General features: G+C 59.3%; 13 protein-coding genes and 1 pseudogene. 11 read left to right on the top strand and 3 right to left on the bottom strand.

Features of this window, described 5'->3' with window-relative positions:
• Positions 1-122 precede the first annotated feature (122 nt).
• Positions 123-1,094 (top strand): AEC family transporter, encoded by a 972-nt coding sequence (locus I2H36_RS16060; RefSeq protein ID WP_196264919.1) that lies wholly within the window; start codon positions 123-125, stop codon positions 1,092-1,094.
• Here the strand turns inward: I2H36_RS16060 and I2H36_RS16055 are convergent.
• Positions 1,091-2,299: a UbiH/UbiF family hydroxylase gene (locus I2H36_RS16055; RefSeq protein WP_196264918.1), complete on the bottom strand. Its 1,209-nt coding sequence runs from the start codon at positions 2,297-2,299 to the stop codon at positions 1,091-1,093. The genes I2H36_RS16060 and I2H36_RS16055 overlap by 4 nt on opposite strands.
• Before the next feature lie 202 nt (positions 2,300-2,501).
• On the opposite strand from I2H36_RS16055, the gene I2H36_RS16050 reads away from it, so the two are divergent.
• The 5 genes and pseudogenes from I2H36_RS16050 (at position 2,502) to I2H36_RS20530 (ending at position 7,955) form a co-directional block, all read left to right on the top strand.
• Positions 2,502-4,049 carry an ATP-binding cassette domain-containing protein gene (locus I2H36_RS16050; protein ID WP_196264917.1) on the top strand — a complete coding sequence of 516 codons (1,548 nt, stop codon included), beginning with the start codon at positions 2,502-2,504 and terminating at the stop codon, positions 4,047-4,049.
• Entirely contained in the window at positions 4,039-5,115 is a 1,077-nt protein-coding gene (locus I2H36_RS16045; protein ID WP_196264916.1) for an ABC transporter permease, read from the top strand. Before I2H36_RS16050 ends, I2H36_RS16045 begins: the two co-directional genes overlap by 11 nt.
• The gene (locus I2H36_RS16040; RefSeq protein WP_196264915.1) at positions 5,112-6,029 is read left to right on the top strand and encodes an ABC transporter permease; all 918 of its coding nucleotides are present in this window, start codon (positions 5,112-5,114) and stop codon (positions 6,027-6,029) included. The genes I2H36_RS16045 and I2H36_RS16040 overlap by 4 nt, the downstream gene beginning before the upstream one ends.
• A 103-nt stretch (positions 6,030-6,132) precedes the next feature.
• Positions 6,133-7,215: a BMP family ABC transporter substrate-binding protein gene (locus I2H36_RS16035; RefSeq protein ID WP_196264914.1), complete on the top strand. Its 1,083-nt coding sequence runs from the start codon at positions 6,133-6,135 to the stop codon at positions 7,213-7,215.
• 99 nt (positions 7,216-7,314) lie between these two features.
• Positions 7,315-7,955 (top strand): annotated as a pseudogene (locus I2H36_RS20530) (nicotinamidase).
• Positions 7,956-7,967: 12 nt separating this feature from the next.
• On the opposite strand, the gene rimO reads toward I2H36_RS20530, so the two are convergent.
• Positions 7,968-9,284 (bottom strand): 30S ribosomal protein S12 methylthiotransferase RimO, encoded by a 1,317-nt coding sequence (gene rimO / locus I2H36_RS16025; RefSeq protein ID WP_196264913.1) that lies wholly within the window; start codon positions 9,282-9,284, stop codon positions 7,968-7,970.
• Positions 9,285-10,035: 751 nt separating this feature from the next.
• Between rimO and I2H36_RS16020 the strand changes: the two genes are divergently transcribed.
• Positions 10,036-10,854 (top strand): hypothetical protein, encoded by an 819-nt coding sequence (locus tag I2H36_RS16020; RefSeq protein WP_196264912.1) that lies wholly within the window; start codon positions 10,036-10,038, stop codon positions 10,852-10,854.
• On the opposite strand, the gene I2H36_RS16015 is transcribed toward I2H36_RS16020, so the two are convergent.
• Positions 10,823-12,004, bottom strand: a complete 1,182-nt coding sequence (locus I2H36_RS16015; protein WP_196264911.1) for a glycosyltransferase — start codon at positions 12,002-12,004, stop codon at positions 10,823-10,825. The two genes, I2H36_RS16020 and I2H36_RS16015, sit on opposite strands and share 32 nt — an antisense overlap.
• 256 nt (positions 12,005-12,260) lie before the next feature.
• On the opposite strand from I2H36_RS16015, the gene I2H36_RS20525 reads away from it, so the two are divergent.
• Genes I2H36_RS20525 through I2H36_RS15995 form a run of 4 tightly spaced genes read left to right on the top strand, consistent with a single transcriptional unit; the run spans position 12,261 to position 17,527 of the window.
• Complete coding sequence (locus I2H36_RS20525) at positions 12,261-12,800, top strand: helix-turn-helix domain-containing protein (protein WP_425523316.1); 540 nt, start codon at positions 12,261-12,263, stop codon at positions 12,798-12,800.
• Between the two features lie 18 nt (positions 12,801-12,818).
• Positions 12,819-13,946 (top strand): polysaccharide deacetylase family protein, encoded by a 1,128-nt coding sequence (locus tag I2H36_RS16005; RefSeq protein WP_196264909.1) that lies wholly within the window; start codon positions 12,819-12,821, stop codon positions 13,944-13,946.
• Between the two features lie 7 nt (positions 13,947-13,953).
• Positions 13,954-16,215, top strand: coding sequence for a glycosyltransferase (locus I2H36_RS16000; protein WP_196264908.1), 2,262 nt, complete (start codon positions 13,954-13,956; stop codon positions 16,213-16,215).
• A complete protein-coding gene (locus I2H36_RS15995; RefSeq protein ID WP_196264907.1) occupies positions 16,208-17,527 on the top strand; it encodes a polysaccharide biosynthesis/export family protein in 1,320 nt (439 codons plus the stop codon). The genes I2H36_RS16000 and I2H36_RS15995 overlap by 8 nt, the downstream gene beginning before the upstream one ends.

The raw sequence follows: 17,527 nt of genomic DNA, 5'->3' as shown, positions 1-17,527 counted from the left end.
TTGCCCAGCCCTGCATTTTAGGACTAGGGCCCTTCCGGTAGGTGGGATTGCCGCAAGGTTGGAACCTTGCCAAAGAGACCATCACGCCCGCATCCGCCTAGACCCTCTGCCTGGAGCCGCCCATGTCCGACCTGATCGGGCTGTTCAACCTGCTCGCCCCCTTCTTCGGCCTCATCGGACTTGGCTTCCTCTGCGGCAAGGTGGTCAAGCAGCCGGAGGCCGGGCTCGCCTGGATGCAATTCTTCCTCATTTACGTTGCACTGCCTTGCCTGTTCTATAGGCTCATCGCCGACAAGCCCCTGGATGAGCTGGCGAATTGGCCCTTCATTCTGGCCACGACCTTCTCGACCTTCTGCGCCTTTGCGCTCTCCTTCGCGACCGGCTGGCGCTACACGAGGGAGCTGCCGCAATCGGTGATGCAGGGCGTTGCCGGATCCTATTCCAATATCGGCTATATGGGACCGCCGCTCATCCTGGCGGCGATCGGCGCCTCCGCCAGCGCTCCGGTGGTGCTGATCTTCGTCTTCGACAACCTGTTCCTTTTCTCGGTCGTGCCGCTGCTCATGTCCCTGGCCGGCGTGGAGAAGCTGAGCCTGTCGGCCACGATCCGCAGGATCGTCTGGCGGGTCGTGACCCACCCGTTCAATGTCGCAACAGCCATCGGCGTTGCGGCAAGCTACCTGCATCTCAAGCTGCCGCAGGCTGCCGATCAGATCGTCACCTGGCTCTCTGGAGCCGCCGCGCCCTGCGCCCTGTTCATCCTCGGTGTCACGGTAGCCTCGAGGCCGCTGCGGCAGATGCCGGGGGAGGTGCCGGTCTTGGTCTTCATCAAACTGATCCTCCACCCGCTGCTTGTCTGGGTGGTGCTCTCGGCCCTGGGGGATTTCGGCCCAGCCTGGACCTATGCGGCGATCATCATGGCGGCGCTGCCGCCGGCCCTGAACATCTTCGTCATCTCGACCCAGTACAATGTAGGCGTGGAGCGAGCCTCGGCCTGCGTGCTCATCGGAACGCTGGTCTCGATGCTGACACTGACCGGCATTCTCTACATCACCACCAAGACGGGTGCCGTGCCGTACGACCTCTTTCCTTAAGCCGGCGAGGCGCCCTGCATCAGGCGCGGTGTGCCTACTTGCGGCAGCACGCCCTCGCGCATGACGATCCGGCGTAGGGGGCCGATATTGCTGAGCGCCAGCAGACCGGCGCCCCGGAGGAAGTCCGTCGGCATCATGCCGGTGAGGAGGGTGCGGTTCAGCCCGTCCACGGCAGCGGTGCGCAGGCGGACGTCGAGATCGCGGCCGCGCTGGTAGCGGCTTAAGGTTTCCTCCGATCCTAGATCCCAGCCCGCCTTTTGCCCGTCCAGAACCGCGTCCCTCAACGAGGCCGCATCGCGGAAGCCGAGATTGAGACCCTGCGCCCCGATGGGCGGGAACACATGGGCGGCTTCGCCCACCAGGGCGAGGCGCGCCGACCAGTAGCGGTTCACCGAGAGGCCGGTCATCGGCACGAGACCGCGTGGGCCGTCGATGCGCATCGCCCCGAGATGAGACTGGGCCTGCCGTTCGATGGCGAGCGCGAGGGCTGAATCGTCAAGCTGCGACAGGCGTTCGGCCTCTGCCTTGCTCGTTACCCAGACGAGGCTCGAGCGCCTGCCGGGCAGGGGAACCAAGGTGAAGGGCCCGTGGCGGGTGTGAAACTCGGTCGAGGTCTCCCGATGATCCCGGTCATGAGCGAGGATGACGGTCACGGCAGATTGCGGGTAGGACCATGTCTCGTTCCCGATACCAGCGATCTGGCGCAGTTTGGAATTGCGCCCATCCGCGGCAACGACAAGGCTCGCCTTGATGGTCCCACCATCGGCCAGGGTGAGGGTGGCTCCGGTCCCGTCCACTTCGAAGCCGGTTGCAAAGTCCTGTACCTGGGTCAGGTTCTCGCAAGCACGCGCTGCCTCAGCCAGCTTCTCGACCAGAGTGGCGTTCTCCACGTTCCAGCCGAAGGCATCCAGGCCGATCTCACCGGCCCGGAAGGACGCCGGCGGTGGGCGGAACAGGCTGCCGGTGTCGTCGACGATCCGCATGGTCTCGAGCGGCGCCGACTCCCTGACGATTATGGGCCAAGCGCCGAGGGCCTCCAAAAAGCGGACCGAGCCGTTGAGGAGGGCGACCGTGCGGCCATCCCGGCGCGCATCGAGCCCCCCGACCAGAACGGTCCTGAAGCCGTCACGGGCAAAGGCCAGAGCCGCACTCAAGCCAACAGCCCCGGCGCCGACAACGGCGATGTTATAGGTGCTCTCGGTCAAAGGCCTGCCTCTTCACCATTTTTGTGGACGGGGAGCGGACTCACAATAAACCATGGATTCGCCATTGCCGACCAGTGCGCCGCATCCCTATGATCGGCTACAAAGAATGACGAACCGGTGCGGCGACTTCTACGTTCCGTACTGGGCGTTATTCATGTGCAGATTCCGACCCGGCTTCAACCTTTAAGTCAGAGACGCTTGTGTGAAGGCAGACGTACCACCCTCGGGGCCGCCCCTCGTCGAACTTAAAGGGATCAGCAAACGTTACGGCGATCTTCTGGCAAATGACGAGATCGATCTGTCGATAGAGCCGGGTGAGATCCACGCGCTCCTGGGCGAGAACGGGGCCGGCAAGTCGACTCTGGTAAAGATCCTGTATGGCGTGATCGAGCCGAGCGCGGGTGAAATCCGCTGGGAGGGCCAACCCATCACCATCGCCTCGCCGGTGGAGGCGCGGTCTCTTGGCCTCGGCATGGTATTCCAGCATTTCTCGCTGTTCGACGAGCTCAGCGTGGCGGAGAACATCGCCGTGGCGCTCTCCGACGATTGGAGCCTCTCCACCGTTAGAGACAAGCTTGGCGAGATCAGCCGAACCTATGGCTTGGCGCTCGATGCGGACCGGGCCGTCTGGACCCTGTCTGCCGGCGAGCGACAGCGCATCGAGATCGTCCGATGCCTGCTCCAGAATCCACGCCTGCTCATTCTCGACGAACCGACCTCGGTGCTCACGCCGCAGGAGGCCGAGCACCTCTTCACGACGCTCGACAGACTCTCGGAAGAGGGCTGCTCGATCCTCTACATATCCCACAAGCTGGAGGAGGTGCGCCGCCTCTGCCGCCGCGCCACCATCCTGCGGGCAGGGCGGGTGGTGGCGACCATCGATCCGCGGGCAAGCAGCGCCCGCGAGATCGCGGCCCTAATGGTCGGCAACGCTGTGGGCGATATCCGCACCGACGCGCCGCATCATCCGCAAGGGGAGACACTCAGGGTGTCGAACCTGTCGATGACACCCGCTGGCCTGCACGGACAGGCCTTGCGCGATATCAACCTCGTGGCGCGGGCCGGCGAGGTCGTCGGCATTGCCGGAGTTGCGGGTAACGGCCAGAGCGAACTCTTTGCCGCGCTGTCAGGTGAGCGCCTTGCAGATCACCCTGAGTCCATTGCCATCAACGGCAAGCTCTCAGGCGCCATGGGGATCGATGCACGTAGACGCCTTGGGGCTGCTTTCGTGCCGGAGGAGCGGCTGGGTCATGCGGCTGCTCCGACCCATAGTCTGAGCGAGAACACCTTGATCTCTCACGCTGCCACCGAGGTGAGCCGGTCCGGCTTCATCTTGATGAATGCCGCCAGGCGGGTTGCAAGGTCCATCGTCCAAGGCTTCGACGTACGCACGCCCGAAGGAGACCCACAGGCGCGCAAGCTCTCGGGTGGCAACCTCCAGAAATTCGTCATCGGTCGCGAGATCATCCGGCGCCCTAAGCTCATCATCGTCGATCAGCCGACCTGGGGAGTCGATGCGGGCGCAGCCCGCCTCATCCGCCAAGCTCTGGTCGATCTGGCGCGGGAGGGCAGCGCTGTAGTGGTCATCAGCCAGGATCTTGATGAATTGTTTGAAGTAGCGGACCGAATGGCTGTGATCCACCAGGGCACTTTGAGCCCGCTAAGACCTATCGGCGAATGGACCAAGGAAGCCGTGGGTCTTGAAATGCTCGGCGTTGCTCAGGCTCAGGGAGGCGCCCATGCGGTTTGAGCTGACGCCACGCACCAACTCGCCCACGGTGATGCGCATCTTCGCGTCGGTTGCAGCCTTCATCACGGCCTTCCTGATCGCGGGCTTCGTGATCTGGCTCATGGGCCGTTCTCCCATCGCGGCGTTCGATGTTTATGTCCTCCAGCCCCTGAGTGATCCCTGGTCCCTCCAGGAACTTCTTGTGAAGGCGACACCCATGGCGCTCATCGCCATCGGTCTGTCTTATTGCTTTCGCGCCAATCTCTGGAACATTGGCGCCGAGGGGCAGTATGTGATCGGGGCGGTGCTTGGGGGCTGGCTCGCGCTCCGGACACATGGCACCGATGCAGGCGCCTGGCTGCTGCCGCTCATGGTGCTCCTCGGCATCATTGGCGGCGCACTCTGGGGCCTGATTCCAGCCTTCCTGAAGACCCGCTTCGGCGTCAACGAAATCCTCACCAGCCTCATGCTGGTCTATGTGGCGCAGCTGATCCTCGATTATCTCGTCCGCGGGCCCTGGCGCGATCCGAAGGGTTTCAACTTCCCGCAATCGGTAACCTTCGATCCCTCGGCGACGCTCCATCCTATCCTGGAGGGTGGCCGTGTGCATTACGGGGCCGTGTTTGCAGGCATTGCCGTCCTGGTCACAGTCATCGTGTTGGGACGAACCTTGTTCGGTTACCGCCTGAAGCTGACGGGCGATGCCCCTCGTGCGGCCCGCTTCGCCGGATTCAACTCCAAGGCGACAACTCTTGCGGTCTTCGCGATTTCCGGTGGGCTGGCCGGATTAGCCGGCATCTCGGAAGTATCGGGGCAGATCGGTCAGCTTCAGCCCTCGATCTCTCCAGGCTATGGCTTTACAGCGATTACGGTCGCGTTCCTGGGGCGCCTCAACCCCATCGGAATCCTGGTTGCGTCACTTGTTGTCGCTCTCACCTTCATCGGTGGAGAGAGCGCGCAGATCATGCTCAAGCTGCCGCTCGATCTCACCCAGGCGTTCCAGGGCATCCTGCTGCTATGCGTGCTCGCGGCCGATGCCATGGTTAGCTATCGCATTCGCTTCGTGACACGGGGAGGTGGCAGATGACCACTTTCGAAGCCATTCTCCTCACCATCGTCACCGCCTCCACGCCGCTTCTGATCGCGGCTCTCGGCGAGCTCGTGACGGAGCGCTCCGGCGTCCTGAACCTCGGTGTCGAGGGCATGATGGTGATGGGAGCTGCCTGCAGCTTCGCCGCGGCCGTGACCTTCGATTCCACGCTCATTGGCGTGGTTGCCGGTATGCTGGCCGGCGCCCTCATGGCAGCGCTCTTTGCGCTGCTTGTTCTGGGCTTTGCCGCAAACCAGACCGGTTCGGGCCTTGCGCTCACCATCCTGGGGCTTGGCCTGTCAGGCCTCATTGGCGCTCCGTTCGTCGGCGCAAGGCGCGACCCTGTGGCGCCAATCGATATTCCAGGATTGAGCGATATCCCTGTCATCGGCCGCCTGTTCTTCGAACAGGACCTTTTCGTCTATGCCTCAATCGTGCTGACGATCCTGGTGGGCCTCTACCTCATGCGCACTAGGTCGGGCCTCACACTGCGGTCCATCGGTGAGAACCATACCTCGGCCAATGCGCTCGGGTTGCCGGTATGGCGGGTGCGCTTCTGGGCCATCCTGTTCGGCGGCGCCTGTGCGGGCCTGGCAGGCGCCTATCTGGCCCTCGTCTATACCCGCTTCTGGTCGCCGGGAATGACTGCGGGACGGGGCTGGATCGCCCTTGCGCTCGTGGTTTTCGCCGCCTGGCGTCCCGGTTGGGTTCTGGTTGGCGCCTATATCTTCGGCGCTGCGACGGTGCTGCAGCTCCATGCCCAGGCGGCCCAGTTCGGGGTGCCGTCGCAGGTGCTATCGGCGGTGCCCTATCTGGCGACGATCCTGGCCCTGCTGCTCCTCTCTATTCGGCATGGCCGGGCCATCGGAGCGCCCGGATCCTTAGGCGTGCCCTTCGTGCCTGACCGGTGAGCAAAGGGATGTTAATCTGACCAAAGTGTAGGCAGGGGAATTCTTGCCAGAACGCTTCAGACCTGCGACGGAATATTGGAAATCTAACCTCGAGGGAACGAGCATGTTTTCAGCAAAAATCTTTGGCGCCCTAGTGGGCGCAACCGTCCTGGCCCTCTCGGCCAGCGGCGCGGTTGCGCAGCCGAAGGACAAAGTCAAGGTCGGCTTCATCTATGTAGGCCCGGTCGGAGATCACGGTTGGAGCTATCAGCACGATCAGGGCCGTCAGGCGATCGAAAAGGCCTTTCCTGGCAAGGTCACGACCACGTTCGTTGAAAGCGTGCCGGAGGCCGATTCCGAGCGCGCCATCGAGCAGCTGGCCCGTACGGGCCACGATCTGATCTTCACGACCTCCTTCGGCTTCATGGAGCCGACCCTCAAGGTCGCCAAGAAGTACCCGAACATCAAGTTCGAGCACGCCACTGGCTTCAAGCGCGCTCCAAACCTCGCCACCTACGCGGCGAAGTTCCACGAGGGCCGCTACATCATCGGCCAGATCGCCGGCAAGATGACCAAGTCGGGCACTATCGGCTATGTGGGCGCCTTCCCGATCCCGGAAGTGATCGCTGGTATCAACGCCTTCTACCTCGGCGCCCAGTCAGTGAACCCGAGCGTTAAGATCAAGATCGTGTTCGCCAACACCTGGTATGACCCGGCGAAGGAAGGCGACGCCGCGAAGGCGCTCCTCGACCAAGGCGTCGACATGCTGGCTCAGCACACGGACAGCCCAGCTCCGATCCAGGCCGCCGAGGCCCGCGGCAAGTTCGGCTTCGGCCAGGCTTCCGACATGGAGCGCTTCGCTCCCAAGGCTCAGCTCACCGCCATCGTCGATAACTGGTCCGATTACTACGTTGCCCGCACGAAGGCCGTTCTCGACGGCACCTGGAAGTCGGAAGACACCTGGGGTGGCATCAACGCTCATATGGTCGTCATGTCGCCTTACAAGAACATGCCCGATGACGTGAAGAAGCTTGCGCAGGACACCGAAGCCGCCATCAAGTCCGGCCAGCTCAATCCTTTCAAGTGCCCGGTCATCGGCCAGGACGGCAAGGAGATCGAGTGCAAGGGGCAGGGTGCTCTCTCCGACGAGCAGGTGCTCGGCATGAACTTCTACGTGAAGGGCATTGAGGACAAGATCCCACAATAATCCTGCGCTTATCTCGCCATAACGGGGCAGTCGGGAGACCGGCTGCCCTTTTTGTCACTGCCTCTATATTCACGCAAAGACATGGGCCAGGAGGATCAGATGGCGATCAAGCCAGTCGAGGGCGATGTGCTCATTGTTGTGGACTTACAGGCCGATTTTCTTCCGAGCGGCGCACTCGCGGTGCCCGATGGCGATGCCGCCATCGCACCGATCAACCGCCTTGCAAGAGCCTTCCGCCATGTGGTTCTGACACAGGACTGGCACCCAAAAGGCCATGCGTCCTTCGCTTCAAGGCATCCTGACAGGCAGCCCTCCGAGATGATCGATCTTCACTATGGCCCCCAGTTTCTGGCCTGATCACTGAGTAAAGGGCACGCCCGGCGCCGAGATCGCGCGAGACCTCGACATTCCCCATGCCCAGCTCCATCATTCGCAAAGGCGATAATGCCGGGATCGACAGCTATTCCGGCTTCAAGGAAGCGGACCGGCAACCCCCCACGGGCCTGGAGGGCTATTTTAGGGAGGGCGGGTTCCGCAGGGTTTTCTGCGCAAGGCTGGCACTCGATTTCTGCGTCGCCTGGACAGCTCCCGATGCGGCTTCTGCCGGGTTCGAGACTTATGTAATCGAGGACGCCTCGCGGGCAATCGGCACGGATGGATCCCTTGCCAGGGCTCAAGACGACATCATGGGCGCTGCCGGCATTCGGATCCTCAGCAGCGCTCATACTAATAGGACATGAAGGGCAGGGGCCTCAGACGACCGCCCCGTGCAGGTCGTACTCGTCCGAGCTTTCGATTGCCACATTGACGATCTCACCCGGCTTCAGCGGCGTCTTCGAGGCCACATAGACGACACCATCAATCTCGGGCGCATCATACTTGGTGCGGCCAGTGGCAACCGTGGCGCCGGCCTCGTCAATGATGACTGGCAGGGTCTTGCCGACCTTGCTCTTAAGAATCCTGGCGCTGACCTTCTGCTGAGTCTGCATGAAACGATGCCAGCGCTCCTCCTTCACCTCCGCCGGAACTGCCCCGATGATGTCGTTGGCAGGCGCGCCCTGGACCGGCTCATACTGGAAACAGCCGGCGCGGTCGATCTTGGCGTCCTTCAGCCATTGGACCAGGAGGTCCATGTCCTCATCGGTCTCACCGGGGAAGCCTACGATGAAGGTCGAACGAATAGCGAGATCCGGGCAGATCTCGCGCCACTTGTGGATGCGCTCCAGGGTCTTCTCCTGGTTGCCGGGGCGGCGCATGGACTTCAGCACCTTGGGTGAGGCGTGCTGGAAGGGAATGTCGAGATATGGAAGGATCTTCCCCTCGGCCATCAACGGAATGACCTCGTCCACGTGCGGGTAGGGATAGACATAGTGCATGCGCACCCACATGCCGAGTTCGCCCAGCTCCCTGGCGAGGTCAAAAAAACGGGTACGGACCTCACGGTCCTTCCACAAGCTCGGCTGGTATTTGATGTCGAGGCCGTAGGCGCTGGTATCCTGTGAGATCACCAGGAGTTCCTTGACGCCGGCCTTGGCAAGCTTCTCGGCCTCGCGCAGAACGTCACTAATCGGGCGGCTGACGAGGTCGCCTCGCAGCTTGGGGATGATGCAGAAGGAGCAGCGGTTGTTGCAGCCCTCGGAGATTTTCAGATAGGCGTAGTGGCGCGGCGTCAGCTTGACGCCCTGGGGCGGCACGAGGTCGACGAAGGGATCATGCGCAGGCGGCACAGCCTGATGCACGGCCGAGACCACGGATTCGTAGGCCTGCGGGCCGGTGATCGCCAGGACGTTAGGGAACTGATCCCGGATCTGTTCTGGCTCAGCACCCATACAGCCGGTCACGATGACCTTGCCGTTCTCGGCCATGGCCTCGCCAATGGCTTCCAGGGACTCGGCCTTAGCACTGTCGAGGAAGCCGCAGGTGTTGACGATGACCACGTCGGCTCCATCATGCTCCTTAGTCAGCTGGTAACCTTGGGCGCGAAGCTGGGTGATGATGCGCTCGGAATCGACCAGGGCCTTCGGGCACCCCAGAGACACGAACGAGACTTTTGGCGCGGGAGCATTCATCCGCTCAATCCACTTTTCAAACAGAACCAATATACGAGAGGCGCCCGCCCTGCGTCACACCTTGCGAAGTCGCGGCAGGTAGCTTCTTGCTCGGGGTCAGGGACACATTGAGCGCCAGGCACCGTCGCTCGCTGACCTGCAAGACATCTCCTAGACCGATCCTAAACCCTGCACGCAGGATTTCCGCCCGTCTGGGAGCACGTGCCTAAAGACGCACCGGTGGCTCTACAACACCAAGGACGCCTTTACAACATTCGGAATTGACGCAAGGGGGACGTGGCTGACATGCTCAGTGCTAGAACATCGGACGAATACAGGGGAGTATAGCCGGCGGTCCTGAATTCGTTCCAGCGCCCTGGTATGGGTTGAACAGGTTGCATATCTCTGGTTGTATCTGGCCGTAGACCTCTATTTGTCCGTCCGACTGATGGTGGCTGGGCAGTCAGCCATCGGGTCCGTGGGAGTTGGCTCTCAAGGCTCTGACAATCCGAAGACCCGGCCTGGTTCCAATTGACGTTCGCAGATGTCAGACCGGCTCGGGTCAAAAGGCTTGCTCACCAGTTAGCAGACCGCTCCCATTGAAGCAAAGCGAGACTACTACTGAGAACTACTCCATTTGAGAGGCTTTATCCGCGCAGTGTTTTCACATCTATTTCGTTAGCGGACCGCTATTGCTGGGCCGGCTATGTGGCTGTCTCGATGTCCGCACAAATGCCCCTCGAAGCCAGGGGAATTGATCAGGAGACCGATCGTGACAGAAGTGCGACAGGGTCCAGCATGGAGATGGTGCAGTCTAGGTTTTGCAGCCATTCTTTTAACGATGGTAGCTGTGCCCATGCTCGAAGCTAGAGAACATTACAAATTCTCGGAAGACTTCGAAGTTTCCAAGCTCACCGACCTCCTCAGAGAGGACAAATCCCGGTGGACGCACTACCAGAACACATTTCCACAGAACAAGGCGGAGATCGTTCCGGAGGCGGCTCCTTCTGGCGGAAGTGCGCTTCGATTTTTTGCAGTTCCCTCCACAAAGAAAGTCTCAAAGTCCGATATCGAGAGAGAAGGATTCGAGCTTCGCTCTGGGCAGGAGCTGCGGATAGCGGCTTTGTTCTTCTTACCGCCGAATGTTGATCTCAAGGATCTCTTTCTTATCGATATCGAGTGCCGCGAGTGCTGGCCTCGAGATTCGATCTATCCCAACCAGAGTCCTGGTGTCCGGTTGAAACTTCGGGATCGCGATGGCAGCCCATCCGTGGAGCGCCGCAAAATTGGCCAACCGGACATGCGCAATGATCTACAAGAGTCCGTGGTTCTACCCCGTGGGCGTTGGTTCAATCTGGAGTGGCGGCTGAGACTCAGCGCCGATGAGAACGGAAGTTCAGAAATTCTGATTGATAACAAGAGAATATACACGGGACGCGGCCCTACTCTGCCCAGTTCTCAATCTTTCGAGAAATGGGGCATAGTTTTGCGAGACATCATGTATGACCGGTTTCAAATCGGGATTACGGCGAATAGCACTCCCAGTCCGATTGAGCTTCTCATCGACGATGTGTCCTTCCAATGGGAGTGAGGGCAATGAGCTTGCCGCGTGTGCTGAGCTTCAAGCCTGCGCGATAGGTTTCGCAATACTCAGCGGCCATCTTGGTGTCTGAAAAATCGTTGACGGCTCTTTCCCGAGCAGCGCGGCCGAGCCCCGCTCTTTCAGTAGCGGCTGTACACAAACGCAAAATCTCTTGTGCTAGGGCTTGTGGATTATTGAAGGGAACAAGGCAACCGTCGACGCCATTGTGGATGACATCGCGATGCCCTGGCACCTCCGTCGCGATGACAGGCAAACTCCAACTCATTGCTTCAAGAACAGCGACGGGCAGACCCTCATAAGCCGATGTGGAGACGTATATGTCCGTGTTGCGGAGCGCATCCGCCACATCGTCAGTAGGGCCCGGAAGGTTCACAAAAGAGCTGAGATCTCGCCGTTCTATCTGGTCGGCAAGTTCCGGCTTGAGCGGCCCCTCACCCAAGATGCGAAGACTCAGTTCGGGAAGGATATCGCGTAGGTAATGGATGGCATCGATTGCGATGTCCTGCCGCTTTACGGGAGCGAGCCGTCCGAGAGTGGTGATGCGGGGCCAAGGCTTCTTGCGCTCTTCGTTCTCAAGCCTGGCTGTATGGGCCGCATCCACTGCCGCCTGCGGCGGGATTCTTACCCCGTTTGTGATGTGGATCACTTTGTCCGGCGGAAGCGAGAACTCCTCCTTCAGCTGATCCGCAACATTGGGGGTAACGCCGATGTTGAAGGCTGCACGTCGTAAGGCCCACGCCGATGAAATGCGCCGCAGAAAATGCTTTGCCCATCCCTCTTTCGGCAGGAGCCGGTTGCTGTGATGCGTCACCACAAAGGGAACATCTGTACCGGCAAGGGCAAGAGCTACAAGTATGGCACTGTCGGACATATGGGCGTGGACCACATCAATCGACTCCTCCCTGACTACACGCCGCAATGCAACTACCGTTCTAAGGGGCGGGGCGGTGCCTGATACAGGCTGGATGACAGGAACCTTGGCCTGTTTAAGTCGGTGCTCGTAAGGACCGCTCTCGCGCCAAGGAAAAATCACCGCTTGGGTAAACTCTGGGTCCAGCGCTGTGGCGAGATTAACGACCATGGTCTGAGCGCCTTCGCGCTTGAGGTTATGGATGACATGCAAGACACGCAGCGGCACGTTGCCTCCTATATGGCCCTCATAGCTTTATGAGTACTCCCAAAAATACTCACGCCAATACATAAGCCGTATTGTGATGGACAGGAATAAAACGTAGCATTTGTACGTCGTCGAGTAAACGTACTTACGAGACGAAAGCATTTATGCAGCCAACACTGTGTATATCTAAATAATAAATACGAGTAGTTGCTTCGGGCAGTCTCGTGAGCATCGCAAGGCTAAACCTACAAACAACACACCTTTCTTTTGCCAGGCGATGGACTGCGCCGAGGACACGGAGAAGCTGATGCGTGCTATAAAGCTCACGTTGGAAGAAAGCGAAAAAAGTCTGCTCGTCGCAGCACTCGGAAGCGGCGGCCCTGAGGAACTGAAAGTTCGGCGGGCCGGCATCGTTCTGCGCTCAGCTGCAGGGCTGACGGATAATGAAGTTGCTGCGGAATTCCAGGTATCCGTTCATACCGTAAGTAAATGGCGCCGTCGCTATCAGGAAGCAGGTATTGAAGGACTGACGGATTGGCCACGATCTGGTAAGCCGCGCCGCCTCGAGCATGAGACAATTGCAATCCAAATAAGTGAGGTCATGGGAGACATACCTCCCGGTGGAGGTCAGTGGTCCGTTCGCAAGGTCGCTGCGACCCTAGGGCTTTCTCGTGCAACTACCGGCAGGATCTGGCGGGATCTCCAGAAAAAGCATTCTGCACAGACGCGCGGGTACCAGGCTACACCGGTCAGCTCCGGCCGAATGCATACTACATCCGCTGGAACGGCTTTCACACAAATCACGTCAGGCGTTTGAGTCATGAGAGTAAGCTCGATGCAGCAATGTCGCGAGGCTGACGAACTGGTGATTGATGAACGCTCTCCCTTGACGCAACTCCTTGCAAGAGACGTGTCCCCGCAGCCTGACGAACGTAGAAAGGCCCCGTCGAAAAGCACGTTCTCGCATGCGGTCAAGAAAGTTCTCGTCCGGTCCGGCGTTGTTGCTCTTGCCAGAAGAATGCCTGCTCCCGAGGAATGCGCCACAATCCTTCGCTATCACTCCGTGAGTGCTTCCGCAAACTACTGCTCTCCGACGATCGCGGTCAGTCCAGAACTCTTCGAGCGGCAAATGAGCTTTCTGGCTCGAAACTACATCGTTTTTCCACTTGGTGAATTACTGACACGTTTTGCGCGAAGGGAGCTTCCGAAAGGGAGTGTCGCGATCACTTTCGACGATGGCTATCTCGACAACGCAACTGAAGCGCTGCCTATCCTCGCCCGGTATGGCCTTACTGCAACCTTCTTTGTCACATCGGACTCAGTTCTCGGCAAGGGTGGCTTCTGGGTCGGCTGGCTGTATCGCGCGGTAGCAACCGCATCCGATGCCCATTTGTCCAAGGCATGCCAAGCGCTGACCGGGACAACAACGACAGGAGCCTCTCGTGACGCCTGCTTTGCCGCGCTGGCGACCCTCGTGGACAACGCCAGATGCAGTGTACGCCAGAACTATTTCTCAGAGCTTGAGCGCCTCTTCCCGGCCATGCCTCCCATGGAGCTGCCAAGCGACTTCATGATGACGGTCGACGACCTACGGGAACTTCATCAAGCTGGGATGACGATTGGCGCCCATACAGCGACGCACCGCGTGCTCGCAGGTCTCGAAAGGCGGGTGGTGTACGATGAGCTGTCACGCTCCAAAGCCGATCTCGAGGCCGCGCTGGATAACGCCGTTGATCATTTAGCATACCCTAACGGACATGTTTCGAACAACGTCGATGAAGCAGCGATCAACGTGGCAGGCGAGCTCGGCTATGTCTCTGCCGGAACGTCTCGCCGTGGCATTTTGACTAAGTCATCGTCATATCTCGATCTGCCACGGCAGGGCGTGAACGAGATGCTAGGGTTCGAGGGTTTCGTTTTCAAACTCGAAGAGGCGCGTTTCTCGCGCCTTCTGCAGAGGTAAGTCCACCATGCGTGTCCTTGCCATAACGAACATGTACCCGAGTGAAAAGCGCCCCGGATGGGGATCTTTCGTACAGTCGCAGGTAGAGAGCCTACGCAAGGCTGGCGTGGACATCGATGTCTTGGTCATCAACGGCTATAGCAGCAAGCTCGAGTACGTGAAGGCAATCGGCAGAATGCGCAGGATGCTGCGTGAGTGCAGATATGACCTCATCCACGCCCACTATGGATTGAGCGGCCTGGTTGCGCGCTTTCAGTTCTCCGTTCCGGTCGTCGTTTCGTTCTGTGGGGATGATCTCTACGGTCATTCCGATGCGAAGGGGCGAGCTCGGTTGACTAGTCGTCCCCTAGCCTGGATCCATAGGCATCTGTCTTATTTCGTCGATGCGTCGATCGTGAAGTCCAAGGCGATGAACACCTTGCTTCCGCGCCCGATCGCCAAGGTCATCTCCAACGGGGTCGACATGGATATGTTCCGCCCCCTCGACAAACAGGCGTGTCGCGAGGAGTTGGAGCTCGACCCTGAACGCACATACATTCTCTTTCCCTATGCTTCTAACCGACCTCGCAAAAACTTCGCCTCTCTGAAGGAGGCCGTACGTCGATTGCATGTGAACTCGCCTGACAGAACCATTGAGATCCTGACCATTGCGGGCGAATCACAGCACAGGATTCCTCTTTACATGAACGCCGCTGATCTGCTGGTTCTCCCTTCATTCTGGGAGGGATCACCAAATGCTGTCAAAGAGGCTATGGCCTGCAATATGAAGATCGTCGCTTCCGACACTGGTGATGTGCGGGACAGGCTTGATGGCGTTCCTGGCACAGCCATCTGCGGCACTGATCCAGAATCTATCGCAGCCGCGATTTCGGCGGTGCTCGCTGACAATCGGGACGGCAGCCGGCGTGAGGCTGTAGCCGAGCTGGAGATTGGAAAGGTCGCTGATCGAGTTATCGAAGTGTACTCGTCAGTCCTGCGGCGTGCTAAGAAGGACCGCGGGGTCTTGATGATCGTGGAGAATCTCCCGGTTCCTTTCGACAGGCGCGTTTGGCAGGAAGCGAAGGCCCTCACGGCGGCAGGATGGAATGTCGCAATCATTTGCCCAAAACGCGGTAAGTACACGGCTTCCCGCGAGACAATCGACGAGATCGAGATCTACAGGCATTCACTGCCCGAGGCGCGGAGCGCCATCGGATATCCGTTTGAATATGGCATCGCCTTCTTCTGGCAGCTTTTTCTCGCCGCACGCATCTACCTGACGCGTGGTTTCAGGATCATACATGCCTGCAATCCCCCCGACCTCATATTTCTGGTCGCCGCACCATTCAAGTTGCTTGGGGTGAAGTTCATCTTCGACCACCACGATCTCTGTCCCGAGCTTGCAGTTTCAAAGTTTGGGCTAGGACGCAAGCAAGCCGCCATCCAGCGCGCTTTACGCTTCCTCGAACGCGCAACGTTTCGTTTAGCAGACGCCTCCATCGCTACCAACGAGTCATACAAATCCGTTGCGATCCGACGGGGAGGCATGCATCCGGACCGTGTTCACGTGGTACGAAGCGCACCCGATCTGAAACTGTGGCAGCCCGCGGGTCTGGATCCATCGCTTCGGGCCGGCGGGTCCCATCTCGTTGGTTACGTGGGAGTTATGGGTCCACAGGAAGGCCTGTCGAACCTGCTCGCAAGCATAGCTTATATAGTACATAAACTCGGTCGACGGGACATCCGCTTTGTTCTTATCGGTGACGGCTCCGAGCTCCAAGCCTTGCAGTCGGAGGCGATGACCCGTCGAGTCGATCCTTGGGTAGAGTTCACAGGTCGGGTATCAGACCACGATCTCATCCGGATCCTCTCGAGTTGCGATATCTGCGTGAATCCAGATCTCGCGACCCCGTTCAACGATCTCTCTTCCATGAACAAAATTGTTGAGTACATGGCTTTGGGAAAGCCCATTGTTCAGGTCGACCTTGCTGAGGGCCGCTTCACAGCCGGCGAAGCATCGGTGGGAGCGGCCCCAGACGACCCGATCGATTTTGCTGAAAAGATCATCACTCTTCTCGCGGACAAGGAGAAGATGGAGCAGATGGGAAGTGCGGCGCGGGAACGAGTTGCTGACACACTCTCCTGGGATCGTCAAGTTCCTCAGCTTTTAGCCTGCTACGCTCAGGTCGCGAGCCACAAGAACGAGACACGCCGATACACGTGGAGCCGTCAGAGCAAGATGCCCACCGAACTCGGCCCAACGAACTTACTTGAGGATGATCATGGCTAGTATCGTCATATTCGCGAAGCGCAGCCTTCTCATCCTTTTGGCCCTATCCGCGACAATGGGGCGAGTGGCTCAGGCTGAGGAGCAATCATACGTTCTCCAGATTGGAGACGAGGTCAAGATAACAGTGTTCAAGGAGCCCGACATATCAGGTTCATACAAGGTAGGTGCGAACGGGTTCGTGTCGGTTCCAGGAGTTGGCGAAATCAAGACTGCGGGTCTTACCCCAACTCAGTTGCGCGATGTGTCCAAGCAAGCGCTGTCGGATCTCCACCATGCAAATCCCAGTATCACTGTTGAGGTTGTACAATACAGCCCGGTTTATATCATGGGAGACGTCCGCAATCCTGGTCGTCAGCTGTATACACCCGGTCTAACCGTACTCCAACTCATTGCGCTTGCAGGCGGATATCCACCACCATTGGGCACCACCGAAGGAGACAGCACGGCGCAGGAAGTGGAGAAGCAGAAACTTGACCTCGCTGTCTATCGTGAGAAATACGCCTCCCAATCCATAAAGCGCGCACGCCTCTTAGCGGAAAGAGACGGAAAGGCCTCGTTCGACACCCCTGCGGAACTCGAAGCAATGATCGGCAAAGACCGCCTGGAGCAAATCAAAGCTTCAGAGATGCATCTGAAACGCTCTCGGGTATTTGAGGAGGAGCAGCGGGTTCGGCTTTTACGCAGGCAGGCCGAGGAGGTGGTCAAGGGGCGGGCCGCACTCGAAGAGCAGCTTGAGGCGACAAAGCGTCTCAAGGTCATCATCGACTCCGAGCTCCGAAACATCCGAGACCTGAAGGAGCGCGGACTGACCGCTAGCACCCGTGTGCTCGAACTGGAGCGCATCTCCGCGGACACTGAGATGCGCATCAATAGCGGCATATCCATGATTTCCCAAGCCAGTCAGAGTCTCGCAGGTATCGACTTGCTCATTCGACAGACGTCTGAGGCGGCCCGGGTCAAGATTGCCGAGCAACTCGTGGATACGGAGACGGAACTCGTCGTGATCAATCGGCAGCTCATCAGTGCCGTCGAACTGCTCAACATGCGCGGTATATCTACACCCGGGAGCCTTACCGGTCAGGGTGAGGTTCGCCGTCGGCTCAGCATTGTGCGCAAGAATAAACCCGAACCAATCCTGGCATCAGAAAACATGCAGATTAGCCCTAGCGATGTTCTAATCGTGGAGCGTGTGATGGAGGCCTCGACTAAGAACGACGTCCTGGCCACAGGTTCTTCCAGTCTGGCTGAGACCGCATTTCTGCCACAGGAGTCAAACGTCGCCGGCAATAGTTCATCCCCGGGTAGGAGGTAG

It is taken from the genome of Microvirga terrestris, from assembly GCF_015694425.1.
In the GTDB taxonomy this organism is placed as follows: domain Bacteria; phylum Pseudomonadota; class Alphaproteobacteria; order Rhizobiales; family Beijerinckiaceae; genus Microvirga; species Microvirga terrestris.
Note: the sequence above shows the minus strand (reverse complement) of the source record. Positions and strands in the feature narration are given on the sequence as shown.